The organism is Streptomyces malaysiensis subsp. malaysiensis, from assembly GCF_040653035.1.
GTDB classification, from domain to species: Bacteria; Actinomycetota; Actinomycetes; order Streptomycetales; family Streptomycetaceae; genus Streptomyces; species Streptomyces malaysiensis.
In genome coordinates this window covers 1-22372 of record NZ_JBEZNG010000031.1, presented here as the reverse complement: position 1 = coordinate 22372, position 22372 = coordinate 1, and the positions used below count along the sequence as shown (strand labels likewise).

Below are 22372 nucleotides of genomic sequence, written 5' to 3'. Positions count from 1 at the left end.
ATCATTTCCCTGCCCGGCTGTGCAGCGCGGCGGTCACGGTGAACGCGGCCGCCGCGCCCAGCGCGAGCGCCAGCCAGCTGCCCGCCGCCGAGGCGTGGGCGACGACGAACAGCCCGATCGGCGGCCCGGAGGCCGTGCCCAGGTTCCAGGCCAGTGAGGCCAGGGCGCTCGCCCGGCCCACCGCTTCCTCGCCCGACCAGCGCAGCAGCAGCGGATAGAAGGCGGAGGAGTACATCAGCTCGCCCGCCGCGAAGACCACCGCGAAGGCCAGCAGCAGCCCGTACCGTACGGCGGCCGGGGCCGTATCCCCGGCGAGCGCCGCGCCCAGGCCGCAGCCGAACGCGATGGCCCACAGCACCGGACCGGCCGCCAGGCCGACGGTCTCCGGCAGCCGCTCCAGGTGGCGGCGGAGCAGCGGCTGGAGGGCGATCAGAGCGAAGGAGTTGGCCGCCACCACCGTGCTGACCCAGCCCAGCGTGACCGCCATACGGTCATGCATCAGCAGCGGTACGGTCGCCTCGATCTGGGTGAAGCCGACGATCGCGAACAGCGCCTGCGCCAGGATCAGCAGCGCCATCGGGCGGGCCCGCAGCAGGGTGCGATAGGTCGGCCCGGCCTCGGACCGCTCCGCGGTGGCGGGCCGGTTCCCCGGCGCGGGCCGGGTCCGCGGCCGTACGCCCAGGATCACGGCGATCAGCGGCAGCGCCGCCAGCCCGTTGGCCAGGTACAGCCAGCGCAGCGCCCCCACCGGGGTGTCCGCGCCGTGCAGCGCGAGCCCCGCCACGACCGAACCCAGCCCGATCCCGGCGTTGTTGACGATATGCCGGATGGCGAAGGCGGCGCGGCGGCCGCTCTCGGGGACGGCCCTGTCCACGACGCCCACGATGGAGGCGTAGAAGAGCCCGAAACCGGCCCCGACGCAGATGCCCGAGGCGAGCACCAGCGCCACCGAGTCGGCCGGTGCCAGCAGCGCGTATCCGATGGCGAGCGCGGCGCCGCCCAGCGCGCCCACCCGGTGCGGGCTGCCCCGGTCGGCCAGCGGCCCGCCGGCCAGGGCGGCGGCGAAGCTGGCGGCGGCCATGGCGATGAAGTAGCCGCCGGCCGCCCGGCCGCCGAGCCCCAGCAGCTGGCTGATGTAGATCGAGGTGAACGGGAAGCACAGCCCGTTGCCCAGGCTGGACAGCAGCAGCGCGCCCATGAGCAGGCCGAAGCGGCGCCCCAGGGGCGTACGGGGCGCCGTCTCGCCGAGGGCCGTCACGAGCCGAGCGCGGCGCGCACCTTGAGCAGCTCCTCGACCCGCCGCAGCTCGTACGGGGCCGGGAGGGAGAGCACCACATGGACCGCACCGGCCTCGGCGAACCCCTCGACCAGCGGCAGCTGGTCCGGGTTGATCATCACCGTACGGGCCACGCGGTCCGGGTCCCGGCCGACCCGTCCGCACCACTGGTCCAGGACGCCGCTCAGCTCGCGGAACTCGGCGACCGGGTCCTCGGAGGCCCAGCCGTACCAGTTCCACCAGTCGGCCTCGCGGGCCACCAGCTCCAGGGTGCGCCGCCGCCCGGCGCCGCCGATCAGCAGCGGAAGCGGGCCCGCGGGGCCGGGGTTGAGCTTGGCCAGCCGCTCCTTGACGGCGGTGACGGACGCGGCGAAGGCGTCCATGCGCCCGGCCGGGCCGGGGAAGGGCAGTCCGTACTCGGTGTGCTCGGCCTCGAACCAGCCCGCGCCAAGACCCAGCACCAGCCGTCCGCCGCTGAGCTGGTCGACGGTGCGGGCCATGTCCGCCAGCAGATGCGGATTGCGGAAGGCGGTGCAGCTCACCAGGGACCCGATGGTGGCCCGCCGGGTCTCGACCGCCATCGCGGACAGCAGCGACCAGCACTCGTAGTGGCGCCCGGCGGGGTCGCCGGTGTGGGGCAGGAAGTGGTCCCAGGTCCACAGCGAGTCGACCCCGAGGGCGTCGGCCTCCCGCCACGCGGTGCGCAGCTCGGCGATTCCGGTGTGCTGGGGGTGGAGTTGCACGCCTACGCGCAGGGACACGGAGGGGAATCCTTTCGCTTGTCTCTTGATCTCTGGGTCTCTTGATCTCTGAGTCTCTGGGCCGCTCGCCGATGCGAGGGGGCTGGCCGATGCGCGAGGGGCTCGCCGATGCGCCGGAGAACTCGCCGATTCGGGCGCGGAGAGCGCCGTTCGGACGGGAACGCCGTTCGTGCGGGGAGCGCCGTACGGGCCGGGCCGCGGGCGGCTACGGCGTGACGACCACGCGGTAGACGGGCGTCTCGGCGGCCTGCTTGAGCGCCTTCTCGACCTCGTCCAGGGTGTAGCGCGCCGTCACCAGCGTCTCCAGCCGCCCGGACAGCCGCCCGCCGCGCAGCAGTTCGGCGGCGGCGCGCCAGTCGTCCGGCTCATGGCTGAAGGAGCCGGTGACGGTCAGCTGGCGGCGGTGCACCTCATAGCCGGGGAGCTCGGCGGGCGGGCCGCCGGGGCCGCCGCCGTAGAGGACGATGGTGCCGCCGTCGGCGACCGCGGCGAGGGCCGCGGCGATGGCCTCCTTGGAGGCGATGGTCACGAAGACCACGTCGGCCGGGGGGAGTTGGCCGACGTCCTCGGGGGTGACGGCCGCGTCGGCGCCCGCCGCCGCGATGGCGGCCAGCCGCTGTTCGTCCCGTTCGACCACCGCGACACTGCGGGCTTTGAGCTCGGCGGCGACGGCGAGGTGGAGATGGCCCATATAGCCGGCGCCGATGACGGTGACCCGGTCCCCGGCGCGGAAACCGCCGCGACGCAGCGAGTGGACCACGCAGGCCAGCGGTTCGCCCATGGCGGCGACGGCGGGGTCGGTGTCGCCGACCGACCACACCCGTGACGCGGGCAGGGCGATGTATTCGGCGAGCCCCGCGCCCATGGTGATCGCGCCGTCCTCGCGCTTGTGCCCCTGGAGCGCGACACAGATGGCGGTCTGGCCGCGCCGGCAGCTGCGGCAGGCGCCGCAGCGCGGCAGTCCGTCGAGCGTGACGAGGGAGCCCACGGCGGGCATGTCCTCGAGGTCGGCGGCCTTGGCGCCGATCCGCTCGACCCAGCCGGAGATCTCATGTCCGGCGGCGGCGGGGTAGACCGTCATCCGCCCGGCGTAGAGATTGGCCTCCATGGTGCAGATGCCGCAGGCCGCGATGCGTACCAGCACCTCGGAGTCACCGATGTCGGGGTCAGGTATCTCTCTGGTCTCCACCTGGCCTGCCGCCGTGATGACAGCTGTACGCATGTGAACTGCCTTCCGGGATACGGATGTTGTGCCGGGAGGCTATGCCGGGGCGACGGGGGTGGCAAGGAAGAAAGATCACATGCTGGATCGTGCTCCGGAAGATGTCCGGCGGAAGCCCCACCAGATGATCAGGGCTCCGGCCGCGGCGGCGGCCGCGCCGACCACGGAGGCCACATGCATGGCGTGGACGAAACCCTCGTCGGCGATGTCCGACAGCCGCGGCAGCCGCATCTTCGCGCCGAGCAGCCGGGTGGCCTCGGGGGACTCCGCGGCGCTGTCGGCGGCACCGGACGGCAGCCCGCTCAGGCGCGGGGTGACCTGGTCGCGGTAGACGCTGACCAGGACGGAGCCGAGGACCGCGACCCCGAGGACCCCGCCGATCTGCCGCAGCGAGTTGTTGACGGCGGAGCCCGCGCCGGTCCGGTCGGCGGGGAGGATGGCCATGATCGCCTCGGTGGTGGGGGCGACGGCGGCGCCCATGCCCAGGCCCTGGAGGATGAGGAAGACCCAGAACAGCGGCAGTCCGCTGGTCTCGTCGAGGAAGACGTAGGCGATGAATCCGGTGGTGGCGATCAGCATGGCCGCGGTGACGACCGGGCGCACCCCGTAGGCCCGCACCAGCTTGGCCGAGAGCGGGGCGCCGAGCAGCACACCGAGTGCGACCGGGGCGATGGACAGCCCGCACTCCAGCGGGGTCTGGCCGTGGACGCCCTGGAGATAGAAGCTGGTGTAGTACATCGAGCCGTTGAGCCCGAAGAACGTGAGCATGACGGCGACGCTGGCGCCGGTGAAGCGGATGTCGCGGAAGAGCCGGACGTCGAAGCTGGGGTTGGCGACGCGCAGTTCGACCAGGACGAAGACCACGACCAGCGCCACACCCCCGGCCAGCGAGCCCACGATGGCGGGATCGGTCCAGTCGTTGCGGTGGCCGCCCTCGATGACGCCCCAGACGATGGCGAAGAGCCCGGCGGTGGAGAGCACCACGCCCAGCGGGTCGAACTTCTGCCGCACCCGGGTCACCACACCGGGCAGGAAGAGAAACGAACCGGCCACGCACAGCACCACGATCGGCACATTGACCAGGAAGACCGATCCCCACCAGAAGTGGTCGAGCAGCAGTCCGCTGAGCATCGGCCCGGTGGCGATCGCGATTCCACTGGAGCCCGACCAGATGGCGATGGCGGTGGCCCGGTGCCGCTCGTCGAAGACCTGCGCGATCAGGGCCAGGGTGGCGGGCATGATCAGGGCACTGCCGATGCCCATCGCACCGCGTGCCACGATGAGTTCGGTGGCCGAGCCGGCGTAGGCGGCCCAGGCGGAGGTGGCGCCGAAGAGCACCATGCCGGTCAGGAGCAGACGGCGGTGGCCGTAGCGGTCGGCGAGCACCCCGCCGGTGAACAGCAGCACGGCGAAGACCAGGGTGTAGGAGCTGATGCTCCACTGGAGCTGGTTGGGGCTGGCACCGAGACCTTCGGTGGGGTCCGCGAGGGTCTTGAGGGCGACATTGAGCACGGTGTTGTCGAGCCACACCGCGAGTTGGGACAGGACGAGCACCGAAAGCGCGAGCCATTGCCGACCGGTGGGGGAGTGCGAGGGATCAACCTGCGTGGCATCGGTGGTCGCGGTGTTCTGTGCAGCCATGGGGGCGGCGCCTTTCGGGACCCAGAGCAAGGTGGGGGGTCCGCGTCGTATGGCAAGGGATGGCTTGCTGGCTCTAGAGGAAGTTACCAATCCGCCGAGTGGAGGCGCAGCCCCTTGCCGGCACGGGGAGGTGTCGTGGCCGGAACGCGAGGGTATTTCCCGGCGGGAAGTGTCCCATAAGGAACGATCTTCCTTGCCCTGTGCCAGGGGGCTCGTTACTGTTCCCGGAAAGGGAACGGGGGTGTCCTTTGAGCCATTTCGGAATTCAACCAAATGGGCGAGTGCCTATTGACGGATTTGACGGGGAGGCGGGTACGGGGGAAGCGGTCCGAACGGAGCCGGACATGGGGTCGGACAACCTGGAGGAGACTCTGGGTCAGGCGTTACGCCTCCTGGAGTCGGCCGTGCACCACCACCGCCGCTCCACGCTGGCCTCGGCGTCCGCCGAACTGCCGGTGGCCGGCGAGGCCGTGGCCGGGTGGGTGGCGCGGCTGGTGCTGCGCGCCGAGCGGGATGTGATCTGGAGCCTGCCGGAGGTGACGGGCGAGGACCACGCCCGGCTGGTGGCGCAGACCCTCGCCCAGTTGGCGGGCAAGGGGGTCAGGACCCGGATGCTCTGCCCGCCGGAGGTCATCCGGGGTGCGGCCTGGCAGCGCTCGGTGGGGACCGTGGCGCGGCTGGAGGTGCGTGTCACCGAAGGGGTGCGGCAGGAGCTGGTGGTCGTGGACGGCGCGGCGGTCATCGCGCCCGACGCCTCACCGGGCGAGCCCGGCGGCTCCCGCGCCTCGATGATCCAGAACTCCACCGTGGCCGATATGCTGCACCAACTGCTGTGCGGTATGTGGGACACGGCCCAGCGCCCGATGCGGCCCCTGTCGTTCGAGGGCGGTGCGCGCGGCCGGGTGCTGCGCGAGGTGCTGACGCTGATGGCGGAGGGCTACAAGGACGACGCCGCGGCTCGCAAACTCGGCCTTTCGGTGCGTACCTACCGTCGCTATGTGGCCGACATCATGCGTGACCTCCAGGTCGAATCGCGCTTCCAGGCCGGAGTGCGCGCCGTGCGCGCCGGGCTGATGGAGTCCGAGCCCGAGTAGGGGCGGGCCGCGCATCAGGAGGAGCGACAGCCGGGTTGTTGGCGGTTTGAACGTTATTGGAACGCTTCTGTCCACTGACGACCTGGCAGCTTCCTGCCGAATCCATGTTCTGACCGTGGGGTAACCGGGTGCCCTGTGCAGCTTTATGACACGTGAACTGGTCGAACGCTGGTGTTCACCGGGCACGTGACAGCTAGTGGACTCTGGGGTTGTCCCCTCCCGGACCGGCGCCTAGCGTCAGCGGGAGCTTCGTCGCTTTGCCCATGCCCGAAAATGGAGGTGCGCGGTAATGACCGCCATCGTCGAAGAGCGTCGTGAAACCATCAAGGAAATCGTCACCGATATTCTTGAGATCGACCCCGACGAGGTCACCGAGACCAGTCTCTTCAAAGAAGAGCATGACGCGGATTCACTGCGTGCCATTGAAATACTCGCGGCTTTGGAGAAGACCTTCAACGTCGTCATAGACCAGTCCGAACTTGCCCGGATGGTAAACCTCCAGGGTGTTTACGAGGTTGTCTCCGACGCGGCGGGCTGGTGACCGCCGGACCTGGCGGACTCCTCGGAAGGCAGGGCGAAATGCGTGGTGAGCCGGGTCGCAGGGTCGTTGTCACCGGCCTCGGGGCGGTGTCCGGCATCGGCGTCGGCGTGGCGGAATTCCTCGCCGGACTGCGCGCCGGGAAGAGCGCGGCTGGGCCCATCACCGCGTTCGACACGGAGGGCTTCGACCGATCTACGGCGTGTGAGGTCAAGGATTTCGAGCCGGACCGGTGGATTCGAAATCTCGATGCACGGACCCTGGGCCGGGCGAGCCGGTTCTCGGTCGCGGCGGCCCGTATGGCGGTGGCCGACGCCGGATTCCCCGAGTCGGGGAGCGCACTGCGCGACATACCGTCCCTGATCTCCGTCGGCACGACCGACGGCGAGTCCAGGGACCTCGACCATCTGGTCGAGGAGGAAGTGGACCTGGGGCCCGAGCGGATGGATCCCACGGTCGCCCGGCGGGTGCCCGCCGGACGGCTGTCGAGCGCGATCGCCCAGGAGTTCGCCCTCACTCGCGCCGAGGCGGTCACCCTCCCCACCGCGTGCGCCGCCGGGAACTACGCGGTCGGCTACGGCTTCGACGCCATCCGCGCCGGGGACGTGGCCCTCGCGCTGTGCGGCGGGGCCGACGCCCTGTGCCGCAAGACCTTCACCGGCTTCTACCGCCTCGGCACCATCGCCCCCGAGCGCTGCCAGCCCTTCGACAAGGACCGCAAGGGCATCCTCACCGGCGAGGGCGCGGGCATCCTGGTGCTGGAGAGCCTGGAGTCGGCGCTGGCCAGGGGCGCCCGTATCTACGCCGAGGTCCTCGGCTACGGACTCAACTGCGACGCGGACCACCCCGTGGCCCCCAACCAGGACAGCGTGGTCCGCTGTATGCGGCTGGCGCTGGACAACGCCCGGGTCAAGCCGGAAGAGGTCGACTTCATCTCGGCGCACGGCACCGGCACCAAGGCCAACGACATCACCGAGGCCCGCGCCATCCGCCAGGTGTTCGGGGACACCGCGCCGCGCACGGTCTCCATCAAGTCGATGATCGGCCATTCCATGGGCGCCGCCGGGGCACTGGCCTCGATCGCCTGCGCCCTCGCGCTCACCGAGGGCTTCATCCCGCCCACCATCAACCATGACGAGACCGACCCCGAATGCGGTCTGGACTGTGTGCCCAACCAGGCCGTGGCGGCGGACCTGAAGGTGGTCCAGAACAACGGGCTGGCCTTCGGCGGGAACAACGCCGTCGTCATCTTCGGCAAGAGCCAAGCGGACTGGTCATGAGTCAGCTGGTCACCGGGGCGGGTGCCGTGGCGAGCGTGGGCGAGGGCGTGGACGAGGTCTTCCGGGCCCTGTGTGCCGGCATCAGCGGCCTCGGTGAGCTGCGCGGCTTCGACCAGGAGCGGTACCGGACCCGCCACGCCTACGAGATCGACGACCGCCCCGCGCCCGGCGCCGACCTCCCGGGCCGCGCCACCGACTGGCTGCTGCGCGCGGTCGGTGAGGCCGTGGCCCAGGCGGGGCTCGGCGAGGACCTGAGCGAGGTGCCCGTCCTCGTCGGCACCGGGCTGCGGGAGCTGCGCTCCGCCGAACTCGCCTGGCGCGACGGAGCGCCCTTCGACATCGGCCGGCTGCACTTCGGCACCGCCTTGCGGACACGTTTCGGCGCGGTCCGCACCCACACCTTCTCCGGGGCCTGCTCGGCCTCGCTCTACGCGCTCGCACTCGCCGCCGACCTGCTGACCACGGGGGCCGAGGACACGGTCGTGGTGGCCGGTGTGGACACCGTGACCGAGTCGATGTACGGGCTGCTGGACCGCGTCAACAGCGAACCCCCCGACCGCGTCCGCCCGTTCGACCGGGACCGCCGCGGGGTGCTCATGGGCGACGGCGCGGCCGCTGTGGTGCTGCGCCGGGAGGAGCCCGGCGCGGGCACCGGCGCGCTCGGCCGGGTGCGCGCCGTCAGCATGAACTGCGACGCGCGTCATGTGACCGCCCCCGACCCCCAGGGCATCGCACGGGCGGTGCACGAGGCGCAGTGGCGGGCGGGCGTCAAACCGGGCGATATCGATCTGGTGCTGCTGCACGGCACCGGTACCCAGCTCAACGACGCCGCCGAGGCCGCCGCCATCGCCGAGGTCTTCGGCACCGAGGTGAGCGGGCCCCTGATGACCGCCATCAAGTGCATGACCGGCCACACCTCGGGCGGCTCCGGTCTGCTCAGCCTGATCGTCGCGCTGGAGTCCCTGGCCTCCGGCCGGGTGCCGCCCACCCTGGGCCTGGCCGAACCGCTGCCCGAGGCCGAGGCGTTCCGGTTCGTCCGGGAGGAGGCGCGGGAGGGCGGGGATCTGCGGGTCGCGCAGATCGACGCGTTCGGCTTCGGCGGTGTCAACGCGGTCGCCATCGTGGAGAGGGCCGACCGATGACGCATGGCCCCGGTGAAGTCGTCATCACCGGCGTCGGCCTGGCCGTCCCCGGCGCCAGCACCCCCGACGCGCTGCTGCGCCGCACCGCCTGCCCCGTCACCGGGCCCGACCCGGAGCCGTTCGACACCGCCGCCCGGATCGGCCGCCGGGGCCACCGCTACAAGGACCGGGCGACCCGGCTGGCGCTGTGCGCCGCGCTGGAGGCGCTGCGGGACGCCGACCTGCTCCCCTCGGACGGGGAGTCCGACCGCCCTGCCGACGGCCCTGCCGACGCCCCTTCCGACAGTCCTTCCGACAGGGAGACGGTGACGGTGCCGGGCGACACCGTCGGCGTGGTCGCCAGCTCCAACCTGGGCAACCTCGACACCGCCTGCCTCACCACCACCGCCATCGCCGAGCGTTCGGCCGTGGACCTCAGCCCCATGAGCCTGCCGAACGCCTCCAGCAATGTGATCGCCTCCTGGGTGGCCATCCGCCACGGTCTGCGCGGCCCCAACCTGATGCTGTGCAACGGGCCGACATCCGGCCTGGACGCCGTGCACTGGGGCGCCGCGCTGGTCGCGGCGGGCCGGGTCCGGCGCGTGGTGGTGGTCGGCGCGGAGACGCACAACGCCGTCGTCGAGGATCTGCTCGGCCGGTCCGCCGGTGAGCTGCTGGACGGCGCGGCCGCCCTCGTCGTCGAGGGCGCCCGCTGGGCCGAGGCCCGGGGGACGCGAGGAGTCGCCGCCCTCGGCCCGTACGAGCGGCGGGCCGGGCTCACCGGCTGTGTCGAGGCCCTGCTGCCCGACGCCGCCGCCCCCGGCGTCTGGTTCACCCCCGAGCGTTACGCCGAGGGGCCCGCCGGGGCCGTACCGGTGCCGCGGGCCGTGCCGCGCTACGACGTCACCGGCGCGGTGGGCCGGGCCTCCGGGGCCCTCGGGGTGCTCCAGTGTGTGGCGGCCGTCGGCTGGCTGGCCCGCGCCGCGGCCACGACCGGCGCCGAGCCGGTCGAGCCGGTCCAGCGGGTCGAGCGGGTCGAGTCGGCCGAGCCGGTCGAGCCGGACGCGGGAGCCGGGAGCGGTACGGCCTTCGGCGCCGGTCCCGGGAGCGCGCGGGACCCGGTGCCCGTGTCCCGGCAGGCCCTGATCACCAGTGGTGACGACACCGCGGACGCCGTGGCCGGACTGCTGCTGCGCCCCACGCCCGACCGGAGCCACCCGCACCCCGCACGTGCCCCCCTTATCTCCATGGAGTGTTCCCGATGACCGCCGCCGCCCCGCCGATGTCGACCAAAGCCCTGCTGACGGACGTCACCACCGTCCGGCTGCGCCCGCGCTACGAGGGCTCGAACATCTGCACCTGGATCGGCTTCAAACACGTCAACTACCTCGTCGAGGAAGCCGTGCTGGTGCACTTCGCGGAGTCCGGGGCGCCCGCGCGACGGCTGTACGAGGAGCACGGTCTCGGGCTGGACATCGTCGCCCTGGAGACCCGCATCCTGCACGCCTTCCACATGGACGACGTGGCCGAGGCCGAGGTGGTGCCGGACACCGCAGAGGACGACCGCACCCTCGGCTTCCGGGTGACCCTGCGCGTGGACCGCGACGGCTCGGTCCTCAAGGCCGTGGCCGCCAAGGTGCGGGTCTCGCTGCGCGCCGACTCCTATCTGCCGGAGCACGGTGAACCCTCGGCCGAGTTCGCGCCCTTCGTGGTGGACCGGCTGGGCGCCGAGGCGGGCCCGGACGAGCTCGCCCCGATCCGGGTGCAGATGCCGGACGGCGACGAAAGCGCCGTCCTCGCCTCGCTGACCGAGGGCCGCAACGCCTACGCCTGGAAGTGGAACATCCCCTATCCGTACTGCCACTTCACCGAGCGGCTCCAGATGTCCGGCTATCTGCGGCTGATGGAGGAGGCCAAGGACCGCTTCGTGTTCGACCGGGGCATCTCCATCAAGACCCTGCTGGACGACCGCAAGTGGATACCGGTCGTTCCCCAGTCCTCGGTGCGCGTCATCGACGAGGCGGTGATGGAGGAGGACCTCTACACCGTCTACACGGTCGAGGAGATCTTCAAGGACCTCACCTACACCGCCCGGATGGACTGCTTCGTGGTCCGCGACGGCGCGCTCACCCTCACCGCCACCGGCCGGATCACCCATGGCTACGCGGTGATCGAGAACCGCAGCGACTGGCGGCTGGTCCCCTTCGACCGGCGGGTGCTGGACGCGCTCGGCGGAGAACAGAGCGGCACCTGATGGACGACGTACTGGTCACCGGCCTCGGCGCGCTGTCCCCGCTGGGCGCGGGCGTCGACGCCTTCTGGCGCGGGATGCACGCGGCGGACACCGGGCCGACGCGGGTCCCCGACCCGCTCGCCCATATGGACCATCCGCTGATGTACCTGGTGCCGGAGGCCGACCTTCCGGACGGGCCGCCGGAGCGGGACGGGCTGCCGCTGGGGCGCGGCTCCCAGTTCGCGCTCGCGGCGGTGCGGGAGGCGGTCGCCGACGCGGGGCTGGCCGCGCCGCCGGGGCCGGACATGGGGCCGGATACGGGACCGGATACGGGGCCGGACGCCGGGCCGGGCGCCCTGGGCGGCGGGGTCGATCCGCGCCGGGTGGCCGTCGCCCTCAGCACCGGTATGGGCGACACGGATCTGCACGAGGGCTGGTGGACCGGCGAGGCCCCCGAGTCCGGCCGCTGGGCGCCCGCCTTCCCCCTGGCCTCGGTGGTCGGCGGATGGCTGGGCGCGCAGGGCGTCAACACCTGTGTCAGCAACGCGTGCGCGGCCAGCGGCTACGCGCTCTCGGTGGGCGCCGATCTGATCCGCTCCGGCGAGGCCGATGTGGTGATCGCGGGTGGCGCCGAGGCGTACTCCCGGGTCGCCCTGGCCTGTTTCAACCGGCTGGGCGCCATCGACCCCGAGCGCTGCCGCCCGTTCGCCGTCGAGCGGCGCGGCACCGTCTTCGGCGAGGGTGCCGCCGTGCTCGTCCTGGAGTCCGCCACGCACGCCCGCGCACGCGGCGCGCGCACCGTCTACGGCCGTCTGGCGGGCGCCGGCTGGAGCTGCGACGCCTACCACGCGACCGCCCCCGAGCCCTCCGGCGAGCAGATCGAGCGCGCGATGCGCGAGGCGCTGCGGGAAGCGGGGACCGGGGCCGAGGTCGGGACCGGCTCGGGGACCGGCTCCGGGGCGGAGTCCGGCTCCGGCGGGCTGGGGTTCGTGATCCCGCACGGCACCGGCACCGAGCTCAACGACGTGGTGGAGAGCCGGGTGCTCGGCGCGCTGACGCCCCGGACGCCCCTCTACAGCGTCAAGGCGCTCATCGGGCACACGGGCGGCGCGGCGGGCGCGTTCGCCGCGCTGGCCGCCAGTCTGGTGCTGCACCACAAGACGCTGCCGCCGAATGTGCCGGTCGGCGAGCGGGACCCCGAGTGCGGGGTGCCGCTGCCGTCCGGCTCCGCGCCCATGACCGGCGCGTACGGGCTGGTCAACGCCTATGCCTTCGGGGGCAACAACATCTCACTCGTCTTCGGGGAGGCCGCCGCGTGAACGACGCACACGCGGCCACCGGGCCGGGGATGGTGACGAGAGGCGCGTCTCTGGGCCGTGTGGGCGGAGAGGCGGCGGACGACGCAGGTGCGGCCGCCGGGCCGGGGGTGGCGATGAATGGCGCGCCTTTGCGCCGTGTGGGCGGAGAAGCGAACGAGGGGGCGGCGGGTGGCGATCCGGCCGTCGGGCTGGTGGTGACGGGCATCGGCACCGTGGACGCGGACGGTTTCGACTTCCGTGCGGCGCTCGGCCGTCACGGCTACAAGTACCTGCCCGCCGCCTCCCAGTACTTCCTCGCCGCGGCCAAGCGCGCGCTGGCCCAGGCGGGCCCGGAGGCCCTGGAGGCGGTAGGCCCTGAGGAACGCGGCGCCGCGGTGGGCACCAACAGCGCGGCCGTCGCCCTGCACCACAGGATGGACCGTACGGTCACCACCTCCGGGGCGGGCGATCTGTCCCCGGTCACCGCCCCCTACTTCTCGATCAACCTCTTCGGCAGCCGCCTGGCCACCGAACACGACCTCAAGGGCTTCAACCTCACCTTCACCAGCCCCCGGGTCGCGGGCTTGGAGGCGCTCCAGACCGGTCAGCGCGCCCTCCTCACCGGCCGGGCCCGGCGTTTGCTGGCCGGGGCCACCGAGGAGGCGTTGCCCGAGGGCGAACCGGGGGCCGGCACCTCGGAGGCCGGGGCCGTCGCGCTGGTGCTGGAGCCCGAACCCGCCGCCCGGAGCCGGGGGGTGGCGGCGCTGGGCCGGGTGGGCGTCCGCTCGTTCTTCCTGCCGCCGAAGGCGGCCGCCTCCGCCGAGGGGCCCGAGCGGGCCGCGGCGCTGCTGCGGGCCGCGCTGGACGCCCTCGGCCACCGGCCGGACCAGCCCCTGGCCGTCACCGCCGTCCTCGACGGCTCGCCGGTCGGCGAGGCCATGGCGGCGGCGCTGGACGAGAAGGCGCTGGGCGGGCGGCCACCGGCCGGGAAGCCGGAACTGGTCCCGGCGGGCGCGGGCGCCCTGGAGCCGGTGGCACGTGTGGCCGCCGCCCTCGGCGCACCGGCCGGGCACGCCCACGCCGTCATCACCGCGGCGGCCGAGGGGAACGCCGCCGTATGCCTGGTCACCCCGACGAGGGCGGACGCCACCCCGGGCGGCCCCGACGTCACTTCGGCGGGGACGGGTGCCGCCCCTGGCGGGCCGGGCGCCACTCCCGGCGGGCCTGACGTCACGTCGGCGGGGGCGGACGCCGCCCCTGGCAGGGCGGGCGTCACTCCTGGCGGGCCTGACGTCACGTCGGCGGGGGCGGACGCCACCCCGGCCGAAGCAGGCGCCACTCCTAGTGGGCTGGGTGCCGCCCCTGGCAGGCCGGGCGCCACTCCTGGCGAGCTGGGTGCCACTCCTGGCGGGCCGGGTGCCGCCCCTGGCGGGCCGGGCGCCACCCCCGGCGCCCCCGGCGCCACCCCCGGCGGGCCCGGTATCACCCCCGGCGGCTCCGCCGGGGCGGAAGTGAGCAGTCGATGAGTGGACGACGGAGGGCGAGCGAGCGATGATCACGCGACTCGAAGGGTCCTGGTGCCTGGTCCTGGGCGCGTCCAGCGGGATGGGTCTGGCCATCGCCCATGAGCTGGCCCGCGAGGGCGTCCACATCCTCGGCGTCCACTTCGACACCACCGACGGCCAGGAGAAGGCCGCCGTCGCCCGGGAGGAGATGCGCGGCCACGGCGTCGAGGCCCACTTCTTCAACGCCAACGCCGCCTCCGCCCGTACCCGCGAGGAGCTGCTGCCCCGGTTCGAGGAGCTGACCGGCGGCGCGGGCATCCGGATCGTGGTGCACTCGCTCGCCTTCGGCACCCTGCTGCCGTACGTCGGCGCGGCGGGCGAGGACAGCCTGACCTCCCGCCAGATGAACATGACGCTCGATGTGATGGCGCACTCCCTCGTCTACTGGACCCAGGACCTGTTCACTGCCGGGCTGCTGCGCCAGGGCGCCAAGGTGTACGCGATGACCAGCGCCGGGGGAGCCAGGGTGATGCCGCACTACGGCGCGGTCTCCGCCGCCAAGGCCGCCCTGGAGTCGCATGTGCGCCAGCTGGCCCTGGAGCTCGCCCCCTCCGGCATCGCCGTCAACGCGCTGCGCGCCGGGGTCACCCCGACCCCGTCCATGGAGCGCATCCCCGGCAGCGACCGGCTCGCCGTCCACGCCCGGGACCTCAATCCGCACCGGCGGCTGACCCGGCCCGAGGACGTCGCCGAGGCGGTCTCGCTGCTCTCGCGCACCGACTCCTCCTGGATCACCGGCAATGTGATCGGCGTGGACGGCGGTGAGCTGCTGACATGACGGCCCATCTGCTGATCGAGACCGGCGGGCCGCAGACCGGACCCGCCTGCGAGCGGTTCCTCGGCGACGCCGCGCGGCTGGCCAGGGACGGCCATCAGGTGGTGCTGTTCCTCGTCGAGAACGGCGTGACCGCCGCCGTCCCCGGTACCGCCCCCGGAATCGAGACGTTCCTGAGCGACGGCGGCGAGCTGTGGGTGGACACCTTCTCCGCCGCCCAGCGCGCCCTGCCCGCCGCCGATCTGACGCCCCGGGCGCGGCTGGTGGAGATGGACGACGTGGCCGCCAAGCTGCTGGAGCCACGGGTCAGGGCGGTGTGGCACTGATGCCCAGGCCCGTTCCCCGTACCGATGTGCTGCTCAACCTCTTCGGCGCGCCCCACCAGAGCGACCTGGTCACCTCGGCGCTGCGGCTGGCCACCGCGCTGCTCGCCCGGGGCGCCCGGGTGCAGATCTGGACCTGCGGCGACGCCACCCGGCTGACCGGCGCGGCCCTCGGCGACACCAAACCGCGCGACTACACCGACCTGGGCCGCGAGTATCCGTCCGCCGCCCGGGTCGTCCGCGAGCTGATCGAGGCTCACCCCGACCGGCTGTACTGGTACGTGTGCCGCTTCTGCGCCGAGGAGCGGGGCGCCGCCGACCAGATACCGCAGGTCCGCACGCGAGCGCCCTTCGTCTTCGCCGAGCATGTGAACGCGGCGGACAAGAGCCTGCTCATGGGGGTGTGCTGAGCCATGGGCGACCAGGCGCGCTGGCTGCTGATCGTGGAGAAGGCGTACCGGGGCTCGATCGAGACCCAGTACGCCGACGTGCTGTACTGCGTGCCCGATCTGCACCGGCAGAGCGGCGGCTGCGATGTGGCGCTGCGCGGCCCCGCCGTCGGCTACGCCCTCGACACCGGCTCCCGGCCTTCGCTGCGGCTGGGCGACCGCACCCTGGACACCCTGCCCCATGCCCCCGCCTCCGTGGCGAAGCTGCTGGCCGCCGGGGTGACCGTGCTGGCCGAGCGGGACGGCCTGGCCGCCCTCGGCCGCACCGCCGCCGAGCGGCTGCTGCCCGGCGTACGCGTCATCGAGGGCGGCGACCTCGCGGCGCGCTGGCCCTCCTACGAACAGGTGTGGTTCCTGTGACCCGCCCCTCCCACGGCCGCATGGCCGCAACCGACATTCCCTTGGCCTCTACCGAAGGAGCACCCGTACCCATGGTCAACGCCCCCGGCGGGGCAGCCCCGGTCATCTCGGCCTGGACCGCCGTATCGCCCCTGGGACTGCGCGGGTCCGACTTCGCCGCGGCCCTGCGGTCCGGCCGCACGGCCGGCCGGCCGCTGGACCCCGAGGAGTGGTCGGTGCCGTTCCGCGAGGCGAGCCTCGTGCCCGACTTCCACATCCGGCAGATCCTCGGCCGCAAGGGCACCCGCTCCATGGACCGGGCCACCGGGCTCGCCGTCACCGCGATCCGCCATCTGCTGACCGGGGAGCGGGAGTTCGCCGAGGCCGAGCGGCTGCCGGGGGTGGACGAGGAGACCGGCCTCGCGCTCGGCACCAGCACCGGCTCCGCCCAGAGCATCATGGACTTCACCCGGGACTCGCTGGTGGGGGAGAAGCCCTTCTACGTGGACCCGGCCCGGTTCCCCAACACCGTGATGAACTGCGCGGCCGGCCAGTCCGCCATCTGGCACGGGCTCAGGGGCCCCAACACCACCATCGCGGGCGGCCGCGCCACCGGGCTGCTCGCCCTCCGGTACGCGATGCGGCTCCAGCGCGCCGGACGGGCCAGGGCCGTGTTGTGCGGGGCGGTCGAGGAGTTCTCCTCCGCCCGCGCCTGGCTGGAGTGGCACGCCCGCGCGGACGGGGACGGCGCCGACAGCGCCGCCGTGCTCGGGGAGGGCGCGGCCGTATGGCTGCTGGAGCCCGACGCCTCGGCGCGCGAGCACGGCCGTAAGGGGCTCGCCGAGGTGCTGGGCCTGGAGTTCGGCTGCGCCCCGGACGCGACGGCGGCCCGTACGGTGCTCGCCGAGGCGATCGGCCGGCTGCTGCACCGCACCGGTGTGACCCCCGGCGAGCTGAGCGCCGTCGCCGACTCCGGCGCCCCAGGCGCCGAGGGGGAGGCCGAACGCGCCGCGCTCGCCGACGCCCTCGACGGCAAGGAGCCGCCGCGGATCACGGCCGCCGACACCATCGGCGACACCTGCGCCGCCGCTGCGGCCTTCCAGATCGCCGCCGTGCTCGCGATGGCCGAGCGTAAGGAGATCTCCCCCGGCGCGACCGCTCTGGTCACCACAGTGGACCGGGACGGCGTGGTCGGCGCGGCCCTGCTGCGGATCCGGTGACGGGCCGGCCGCCCCCTGAATTGAAGGAGCTGGTTGAGATGACGGACCGAGAGACGACGGGCGGAGCCGCCCACGTCGGCGCGCCCCGTACGGCGCTGGTCTTCCCCGGGCAGGGCGCCCAGAAGTCGGGCATGGGCCAGGCGTGGCGGGACACCGATTCCTGGGCGCTGGTGGCCGAGATCTCGGACCACACCGGTGTCGACGTCGAGGAACTCCTGCTGAAGGCGGACGACGAGACGCTGCGCCGCACCGACCTCGCCCAGATCGCCGTCTTCACCACCGAGGTGCTCGCCCACCGCGAGGCGGCGGCCGCCGGGCTGCTGGGCGAGGTGGTGGCCTGCGCCGGGCACAGCCTGGGCGAGTACACCGCGCTGTACGCCGCCGGGGCCGTGCCGCTCGCCGACACCGCCCGCCTCGTCGCCGCCCGCGGCCGCGCCATGCGTGCGTGCGCCGAGCGGTCGCCCGGCACCATGGCCGCCGTGGTGCGGCTCGACCCCGAGACCGTGGAGGTGCTGGTCGCCCGGGTCCAGGAGGACGGCGGCCAGGTCTGGGTGGCCAACGTCAACGCACCCGGCGCCATCGTGCTCTCCGGCACCACCGAGGCCGTCGACCGGCTCGCCGAACTGGCCGTGGAGAGCGAGGGCAAGGTGATCCGGCTCGCCGTGGGCGGCGCCTTCCACAGCCCGCTGATGGCCGCGGCCGCCGATGAGCTGCGCGAGGCCCTGGCCGCCGTGCGCTTCGCCCCCGAGCACCTCCCGGTCGTCGCCAACGTGGACGCCCGCCCGTACGCGAGCGGCGAGCGCTGGCGCGACCTCGAACTGAACCAGCTCACCAGCCCGGTGCGCTGGGAGGAGAGCGTCCGCACGCTCGCCGGTGAACTGGGCTGCACCCGGTTCGTGGAGCTGGGTCCCGGGCGCCAGCTGACCGGCATGATCCGCCGGATCGCGGACGGCGCGCTCACCGTCCCGGTCGAGTCGGCCGCCGCGCTCGCCAAGCTGACCACCCCCGAACCCTGAGCCCCACCCCCCCCCGAGAGCGGAAGGAGACCCCGCATGGCCGACGCCACCGCCGCCCTGGACATGGACGAGCTGCGCACCTTTGTCGCGGATGTGCTCGATGTGGACGAGGAGGACGTCACCGACGACGCCGACTTCGTCAAGACGCTGGGCGTGGACTCCCTGATGGCCCTGGAGGTCATGGTCGTCCTGGAGAAGAAGTACTCGGTGAAGCTGGAGGAGCGGGAGATGAAGGACATCACCACGCTCCGGAAGGTGCACGACCTGCTCGCCTCGAAGATGGGGAAGTGAGATGACGACGGCCGCGTGCGGACCGGTCGACGGGGCCGTGGAGGTCGTGGACCCGGGCGTCCCCGGCGAGCGGCCCGCCCGGTGCGTGGCCGTGGTCGGCGCGTCGGAGAAGGTGTTCGCCGGGCACTTTCCGGGATTCGCCATCTTCCCCGGGGTGTGTGTGGTGGAGTACGTCCAGCGCGGCGCCCTCGCCACGCTGCCCGAGCGCGAACCGGGCGGGCGCTGGGTCCTGGCGGCCGTGGAGTCCTCCCGCTTCCTCAGCCCGGTCTCTCCCGGAGACGAGCTGACCAGCGAATACGTCTGGTCGCGCAAGGACGGGGCCTGGCGCTGCCGGGCCTCGGCGGCCACCGGGCGCGGGCCCGCAGCGCAGATAAGGCTGCGTTTCGAGAACCGGGACGCCCCGGGCGCGGAGGGCGGGGCGGAGGAGCGAAGAGACCAAGACGTACGCGCCCGAGGAGCGGACGCCGGATGATCACCGTCGATGAGATCAAGCGGCTGCTGCCGCACCGCTACCCCATGCTGCTGATCGACCGGGTCACCGAGCTGGTGCCGGGTGAGCGGGCCCGCGGGCTGAAGGCGGTCACCTGCAATGAGCCCTGGTACGAGGGGATGCCGGACACCGCGTCCGCGGAGGACTACCACTATCCGTGGACGGTGCTCATCGAGTCCTGGTGCCATGTGGCCGGGGTGCTGGTGACCTGGGACCGGCCCAACCCCGATGTGCGCGCGGGCAAGGCGATGCTGCTCGGCGGCATCACCGACGCCGAGTTCCACCGCCCGGTGGTGCCCGGCGATGTGGTGGAGCACCATGTGCGGCTGGCCCGCCGGGTCGGTGAGACCTTCGTCTTCGAGGGCGAGAGCCTGGTCGGCAAGGAGACCGCTCTCACCATCGGGCGGCTGACGATGACCATGCGCCCGGCCGCCGAACTGACCGCCCCGCCGGTGACCGGCCCGCCCCCGGCCGACCCCCCTGCGGCTCCGCCCGTGCCCGACCCCCCTGTGCCCGACCCGCTCTGATCCACACCACCCTCCGGGAGAAGGACCTCACCGTATGTCCGACCGAATATCCGACGACACGGGCCGCGCATCCGGTGACGAGAAGCCGACGCCGCGCGTCGCGCTGGTCTCCGGCGGGTCCCGCGGCATAGGCCGGGCCACCGTGCTGCGGCTGGCCCGGGACGGTTTCGACGTGGCGTTCTGCCATCGCTCCAGCCCCGACGCCGCGCATCGGCTGGAGGAGGAGGCGGCCCGGCTCGGCGGCGGGCGGGTGATCGGCAGACAGACGGATGTCCGCGACGCGGACGCGGTGCGCGAACTGGTCGCCTTCACCGAGGAGTCGCTGGGCCCGGTCGAGGTCGCGGTCACCTCCGCCGGGATCACCCGGGACAATCCGCTGCTGCTGATGAAGGACGAGGAGTGGCGGGGGGTTCTGGAGGTCAACCTGGACGGCACCTATCACCTGTGCCGTTCCGTGGTGTTCGGAATGATGAAACGCAAGTCCGGATGCGTCATCAACATCTCGTCGGTCGCCGGTGTCCACGGCAATGCGACCCAGAGCAATTACGCGGCCTCCAAAGCGGGGGTCATCGGTTTCACCAAGTCGCTCGCCAAGGAGGTCGGACGGTACGGCATCCGGGCCAATGTGGTGGCGCCCGGCTTCGTCGAGACCGATATGACATCGGAGCTGTCCGAGCGGGTGCGCAAGGAGGCGGAGCAGAGCATTCCGCTGCGCCGCTTCGGCCGTCCCGAGGAGGTCGCCGACATGGTCGCGTACCTGGTCGGAGCGGAGTATGTGACCGGCGCGGTGTTCCAGGTCGACGGCGGCATCGTGCTCTGACGGGCACCGCGGGCACCGTCGGTCGAGCGGTGCCCGCGAGCTGAGAGAGCGTCACGCAGGAGACGGAAGAGGGAGGGGGTACGGACGTGGCGGCCAAGCGCAGCAAAGCACCGCGCTTCTATTTCAATTTCCGCAGCCCGTACAGCTGGATCGCCTACCGTGATCTGATGGACCGCTATCCGGATGTCGCACAGGCGGTGGAATGGCACCCCTGGTGGGAGCCGGACGCGGACGGTGAGCGCCGTATGGCCGAACACGGCCATCACTTTCCGTATACGGCGATGTCCCGGGAGAAGCAGCTCTATATCCTCCAGGATGTGCGCAGGCTGACGACCGACCGCGGGCTCGCGGTCAGCTGGCCGGTGGATCGCGGCCCGGTCTGGGAGGTGCCGCATCTGCCGTACTTCCGCGCGCTGGACGCGGGGCTCGGCCCCGCCTGGATCGAGCGCGTCTACCGTGCGCGCTGGCTGGAGGGCCGCGACATCTGCGACCGTACGACCATCGCGGCCATCGCCGCGGAGCTGGGGCTTCCGGCCGACCGGGCGGCGGCAGCGGCCGATGACGAGGAGCTGCGCGGTGGCCGGGGGCTCCAGGCCCTGCTCACGCTCAGCGACGCCGGGGCGTTCGGCGTGCCGTTCTTCACCCACGGCTATGACAAGTTCTGGGGCGTGGACCGGCTGCCGGCCTTCGTCGACTCGGTGCGCTCCCGTTCCGGGCCGGGCGCCGGCTCCGGCCCGCGCTCCCGGGACACGCCGCCCGACGGGCCGTTGGACGCGGACGCAGCCGGGCTGTCGGACGCGGACTTCGTCGTCGCCCGGTCGGCCGATCCGGGCCATGCCGGGGGCTGCGGCTGACTCTTCGCCCGTCCGCTCGTTCACACGATGTCGCCCGACCGCCCGACCGCCCGTCCGCGCCGACCGACTGTCCCCCGCCCGTCCGACCGCCCGTCCCGACCGAGACGAGAACGCCCTGACCGCCGACGGACACTCCCCCTCCTGGAGGACGCAGATGCCCGAGCCACGCCAGACGTCGGCGCGGCCTCCCTCGCCGGGAGCCCGCGTCCTCTCGGCCGCGGCCCTGCCGATCGCCCCGCTGTACGGGGTCTCGCTGGCGTATCTGGCCTTCCATCCGCGGCGCCGGGAGCAGCGGGAGCACCCACGGGACCACGGGCTGCCCTGCACCGAGCTGAAGGTCCCCTTCGCGGCGCGCAAGCACCTCGACACCTGGCTGTGTCCGGGCTCCCCGGAGAAGGTGGTGGTGCTCGGGCACAGCATGGCCACGGCGAAGGACCACAGCCTCCGCCATGCGAAGTTCCTGCACGACGCCGGGTACACCGTCTGTCTGTTCGACCATCGCAACCACGGGGCCAGCAGCGACGACCGGGCGCTGTTCGGGCTCGGCGACCGGTTCGCGGGCGATGTCACCGCGGTGGTGTCCCATCTGCGCGACCAGCGGGGGTACGGCTCGGCGCGGATAGCCTTCTACGGCTTCTCGTTCTCGTGCTTCTCGTCGATGTGGGCGCTGACCCACGACGGGTTCGAACTCGACGCGCTGGTGTGCGACAGCGGGCCGGGGCACGATGTCCCGCCGCTGCTGCGCAAGTTCCTGGAGGCGGACGCGCTGCCGCTGCCCGACCTGCTGAGGGGCGAACCGGCCCGTTCGGTGGTGGCGCGGACGCTGTGCGCGGTGGGTCCGGCCATGCTGCGGGCCCAGTGGCCCCCGCCCGCGACGGGCAAGTTCGCCAAGATCCCCCTGTTGTTCATGTCGGGCGAGCACGATGCGATCGTGCCGCCGTCCTCGGTGGACGCGCTGGCCGAACGCTATGCCCAGGCCGAGACGCACGTTCTGCCGGGAGCCGAGCATCTGCTCGGGCTGGAGACCGATCCTGAAGGCTACGCGAGCGTGGTGCTGGATTTCCTTGAGCGGGCCCTGGGGTAGCAACCTTGACCGTCCTCGCCGGGACGGAACTTTTGGGAAGAGGGAAGAGAGAGCATGCAAAAGGTGCTCATCGCCAACCGTGGCGAGATCGCTGTCCGTGTTGCCCGTGCCTGCCGGGATGCCGGGATCGCGAGCGTTGCCGTCTACGCCGATCC

At 72.8% G+C, this 22372-nt stretch carries 25 protein-coding genes; 21 read left to right on the top strand and 4 right to left on the bottom strand.

Annotated features, from left to right (window positions below):
- Position 1 precedes the first annotated feature (1 nt).
- The 4 genes from AB0E24_RS39045 to AB0E24_RS39030 all read right to left on the bottom strand — a co-directional run bounded on the left by AB0E24_RS39045 (position 2) and on the right by AB0E24_RS39030 (position 4900).
- Complete coding sequence (locus AB0E24_RS39045) at positions 2 to 1258, bottom strand: MFS transporter (RefSeq protein WP_359384361.1); 1257 nt, start codon at positions 1256 to 1258, stop codon at positions 2 to 4.
- Positions 1255 to 2037: an LLM class F420-dependent oxidoreductase gene (locus tag AB0E24_RS39040; protein ID WP_359384359.1), complete on the bottom strand. Its 783-nt coding sequence runs from the start codon at positions 2035 to 2037 to the stop codon at positions 1255 to 1257. The genes AB0E24_RS39045 and AB0E24_RS39040 overlap by 4 nt, the downstream gene beginning before the upstream one ends.
- Before the next feature lie 205 nt (positions 2038 to 2242).
- The gene (locus AB0E24_RS39035; RefSeq protein WP_069863818.1) at positions 2243 to 3259 is read right to left on the bottom strand and encodes a zinc-dependent alcohol dehydrogenase; all 1017 of its coding nucleotides are present in this window, start codon (positions 3257 to 3259) and stop codon (positions 2243 to 2245) included.
- Positions 3260 to 3334: 75 nt separating this feature from the next.
- On the bottom strand, positions 3335 to 4900 hold the full coding sequence (locus AB0E24_RS39030; protein WP_069863820.1) for an MFS transporter: 1566 nt from the start codon (positions 4898 to 4900) through the stop codon (positions 3335 to 3337).
- A 344-nt stretch (positions 4901 to 5244) separates the two neighbouring features.
- On the opposite strand from AB0E24_RS39030, the gene AB0E24_RS39025 reads away from it, so the two are divergent.
- The 21 genes from AB0E24_RS39025 to AB0E24_RS38925 all read left to right on the top strand — a co-directional run.
- Entirely contained in the window at positions 5245 to 5994 is a 750-nt protein-coding gene (locus AB0E24_RS39025; RefSeq protein ID WP_102934791.1) for a helix-turn-helix transcriptional regulator, read from the top strand.
- Between the two features lie 289 nt (positions 5995 to 6283).
- Positions 6284 to 6535 (top strand): acyl carrier protein, encoded by a 252-nt coding sequence (locus AB0E24_RS39020; RefSeq protein ID WP_359384355.1) that lies wholly within the window; start codon positions 6284 to 6286, stop codon positions 6533 to 6535.
- Positions 6536 to 6573: 38 nt separating this feature from the next.
- Positions 6574 to 7812 (top strand): beta-ketoacyl-[acyl-carrier-protein] synthase family protein, encoded by a 1239-nt coding sequence (locus AB0E24_RS39015; protein WP_359384353.1) that lies wholly within the window; start codon positions 6574 to 6576, stop codon positions 7810 to 7812.
- A complete protein-coding gene (locus tag AB0E24_RS39010; RefSeq protein ID WP_069863828.1) occupies positions 7809 to 8954 on the top strand; it encodes a beta-ketoacyl synthase N-terminal-like domain-containing protein in 1146 nt (381 codons plus the stop codon). Before AB0E24_RS39015 ends, AB0E24_RS39010 begins: the two co-directional genes overlap by 4 nt.
- Positions 8951 to 10198 carry a beta-ketoacyl synthase N-terminal-like domain-containing protein gene (locus AB0E24_RS39005; protein WP_359384351.1) on the top strand — a complete coding sequence of 416 codons (1248 nt, stop codon included), beginning with the start codon at positions 8951 to 8953 and terminating at the stop codon, positions 10196 to 10198. The genes AB0E24_RS39010 and AB0E24_RS39005 overlap by 4 nt, the downstream gene beginning before the upstream one ends.
- A complete protein-coding gene (locus AB0E24_RS39000; RefSeq protein WP_069863833.1) occupies positions 10195 to 11187 on the top strand; it encodes an acyl-CoA thioesterase family protein in 993 nt (330 codons plus the stop codon). The genes AB0E24_RS39005 and AB0E24_RS39000 overlap by 4 nt, the downstream gene beginning before the upstream one ends.
- Positions 11187 to 12485, top strand: coding sequence for a beta-ketoacyl-[acyl-carrier-protein] synthase family protein (locus tag AB0E24_RS38995; protein ID WP_359384348.1), 1299 nt, complete (start codon positions 11187 to 11189; stop codon positions 12483 to 12485). The genes AB0E24_RS39000 and AB0E24_RS38995 overlap by 1 nt, the downstream gene beginning before the upstream one ends.
- Complete coding sequence (locus tag AB0E24_RS38990) at positions 12482 to 13990, top strand: beta-ketoacyl synthase N-terminal-like domain-containing protein (protein ID WP_359384346.1); 1509 nt, start codon at positions 12482 to 12484, stop codon at positions 13988 to 13990. Before AB0E24_RS38995 ends, AB0E24_RS38990 begins: the two co-directional genes overlap by 4 nt.
- A gap of 25 nt (positions 13991 to 14015) precedes the next feature.
- Positions 14016 to 14807: an SDR family oxidoreductase gene (locus tag AB0E24_RS38985; RefSeq protein WP_069863837.1), complete on the top strand. Its 792-nt coding sequence runs from the start codon at positions 14016 to 14018 to the stop codon at positions 14805 to 14807.
- Positions 14804 to 15130: a DsrE family protein gene (locus AB0E24_RS38980; RefSeq protein ID WP_079257791.1), complete on the top strand. Its 327-nt coding sequence runs from the start codon at positions 14804 to 14806 to the stop codon at positions 15128 to 15130. The genes AB0E24_RS38985 and AB0E24_RS38980 overlap by 4 nt, the downstream gene beginning before the upstream one ends.
- Complete coding sequence (locus AB0E24_RS38975) at positions 15130 to 15537, top strand: DsrE family protein (protein WP_232639784.1); 408 nt, start codon at positions 15130 to 15132, stop codon at positions 15535 to 15537. Before AB0E24_RS38980 ends, AB0E24_RS38975 begins: the two co-directional genes overlap by 1 nt.
- A 3-nt stretch (positions 15538 to 15540) precedes the next feature.
- Positions 15541 to 15936 (top strand): hypothetical protein, encoded by a 396-nt coding sequence (locus AB0E24_RS38970; RefSeq protein ID WP_359384343.1) that lies wholly within the window; start codon positions 15541 to 15543, stop codon positions 15934 to 15936.
- Positions 15937 to 16007: 71 nt separating this feature from the next.
- Positions 16008 to 17135 carry a beta-ketoacyl synthase N-terminal-like domain-containing protein gene (locus tag AB0E24_RS38965; RefSeq protein ID WP_069863846.1) on the top strand — a complete coding sequence of 376 codons (1128 nt, stop codon included), beginning with the start codon at positions 16008 to 16010 and terminating at the stop codon, positions 17133 to 17135.
- A 38-nt stretch (positions 17136 to 17173) separates the two neighbouring features.
- Entirely contained in the window at positions 17174 to 18151 is a 978-nt protein-coding gene (locus tag AB0E24_RS38960; RefSeq protein WP_359384340.1) for an ACP S-malonyltransferase, read from the top strand.
- Positions 18152 to 18187: 36 nt separating this feature from the next.
- Positions 18188 to 18442, top strand: a complete 255-nt coding sequence (locus AB0E24_RS38955; RefSeq protein WP_020871038.1) for an acyl carrier protein — start codon at positions 18188 to 18190, stop codon at positions 18440 to 18442.
- 1 nt (position 18443) lies between these two features.
- Positions 18444 to 18914 carry an ApeI family dehydratase gene (locus AB0E24_RS38950; protein WP_102934783.1) on the top strand — a complete coding sequence of 157 codons (471 nt, stop codon included), beginning with the start codon at positions 18444 to 18446 and terminating at the stop codon, positions 18912 to 18914.
- Positions 18911 to 19459 carry a 3-hydroxyacyl-ACP dehydratase FabZ family protein gene (locus AB0E24_RS38945; protein WP_069863852.1) on the top strand — a complete coding sequence of 183 codons (549 nt, stop codon included), beginning with the start codon at positions 18911 to 18913 and terminating at the stop codon, positions 19457 to 19459. The genes AB0E24_RS38950 and AB0E24_RS38945 overlap by 4 nt, the downstream gene beginning before the upstream one ends.
- Positions 19460 to 19493: 34 nt before the next feature.
- Positions 19494 to 20279, top strand: a complete 786-nt coding sequence (locus tag AB0E24_RS38940; RefSeq protein WP_206332532.1) for a beta-ketoacyl-ACP reductase — start codon at positions 19494 to 19496, stop codon at positions 20277 to 20279.
- Between the two features lie 86 nt (positions 20280 to 20365).
- Complete coding sequence (locus AB0E24_RS38935) at positions 20366 to 21133, top strand: DsbA family protein (RefSeq protein WP_093702818.1); 768 nt, start codon at positions 20366 to 20368, stop codon at positions 21131 to 21133.
- A 154-nt stretch (positions 21134 to 21287) separates the two neighbouring features.
- Complete coding sequence (locus tag AB0E24_RS38930) at positions 21288 to 22217, top strand: alpha/beta hydrolase (protein ID WP_069863859.1); 930 nt, start codon at positions 21288 to 21290, stop codon at positions 22215 to 22217.
- Between the two features lie 54 nt (positions 22218 to 22271).
- Positions 22272 to 22372: biotin carboxylase N-terminal domain-containing protein (locus AB0E24_RS38925; RefSeq protein WP_344316556.1), on the top strand; the 101-nt coding region annotated here is incomplete at its 3' end.

Bases quoted from the DNA above. Each gene is read 5' to 3' on its own strand.
- AB0E24_RS38975 (WP_232639784.1), top strand. From the start codon at position 15,130: ATGCCCAGGCCCGTTCCCCGTACCGATGTGCTGCTCAACCTCTTCGGC.
- AB0E24_RS39020 (WP_359384355.1), top strand. From the start codon at position 6,284: ATGACCGCCATCGTCGAAGAGCGTCGTGAAACCATCAAGGAAATCGTC.
- AB0E24_RS38950 (WP_102934783.1), top strand. From the start codon at position 18,444: ATGACGACGGCCGCGTGCGGACCGGTCGACGGGGCCGTGGAGGTCGTG.
- AB0E24_RS38980 (WP_079257791.1), top strand. From the start codon at position 14,804: ATGACGGCCCATCTGCTGATCGAGACCGGCGGGCCGCAGACCGGACCC.
- AB0E24_RS39005 (WP_359384351.1), top strand. From the start codon at position 8,951: ATGACGCATGGCCCCGGTGAAGTCGTCATCACCGGCGTCGGCCTGGCC.
- AB0E24_RS38940 (WP_206332532.1), top strand. From the start codon at position 19,494: ATGTCCGACCGAATATCCGACGACACGGGCCGCGCATCCGGTGACGAG.
- AB0E24_RS38965 (WP_069863846.1), top strand. From the start codon at position 16,008: ATGGTCAACGCCCCCGGCGGGGCAGCCCCGGTCATCTCGGCCTGGACC.
- AB0E24_RS38945 (WP_069863852.1), top strand. From the start codon at position 18,911: ATGATCACCGTCGATGAGATCAAGCGGCTGCTGCCGCACCGCTACCCC.
- AB0E24_RS38995 (WP_359384348.1), top strand. From the start codon at position 11,187: ATGGACGACGTACTGGTCACCGGCCTCGGCGCGCTGTCCCCGCTGGGC.
- AB0E24_RS39000 (WP_069863833.1), top strand. From the start codon at position 10,195: ATGACCGCCGCCGCCCCGCCGATGTCGACCAAAGCCCTGCTGACGGAC.
- AB0E24_RS39010 (WP_069863828.1), top strand. From the start codon at position 7,809: ATGAGTCAGCTGGTCACCGGGGCGGGTGCCGTGGCGAGCGTGGGCGAG.
- AB0E24_RS39015 (WP_359384353.1), top strand. From the start codon at position 6,574: ATGCGTGGTGAGCCGGGTCGCAGGGTCGTTGTCACCGGCCTCGGGGCG.
- AB0E24_RS38985 (WP_069863837.1), top strand. From the start codon at position 14,016: ATGATCACGCGACTCGAAGGGTCCTGGTGCCTGGTCCTGGGCGCGTCC.
- AB0E24_RS39030 (WP_069863820.1), bottom strand. From the start codon at position 4,900: ATGGCTGCACAGAACACCGCGACCACCGATGCCACGCAGGTTGATCCC.
- AB0E24_RS38960 (WP_359384340.1), top strand. From the start codon at position 17,174: ATGACGGACCGAGAGACGACGGGCGGAGCCGCCCACGTCGGCGCGCCC.
- AB0E24_RS39025 (WP_102934791.1), top strand. From the start codon at position 5,245: ATGGGGTCGGACAACCTGGAGGAGACTCTGGGTCAGGCGTTACGCCTC.
- AB0E24_RS39035 (WP_069863818.1), bottom strand. From the start codon at position 3,259: ATGCGTACAGCTGTCATCACGGCGGCAGGCCAGGTGGAGACCAGAGAG.
- AB0E24_RS38970 (WP_359384343.1), top strand. From the start codon at position 15,541: ATGGGCGACCAGGCGCGCTGGCTGCTGATCGTGGAGAAGGCGTACCGG.
- AB0E24_RS38955 (WP_020871038.1), top strand. From the start codon at position 18,188: ATGGCCGACGCCACCGCCGCCCTGGACATGGACGAGCTGCGCACCTTT.
- AB0E24_RS38930 (WP_069863859.1), top strand. From the start codon at position 21,288: ATGCCCGAGCCACGCCAGACGTCGGCGCGGCCTCCCTCGCCGGGAGCC.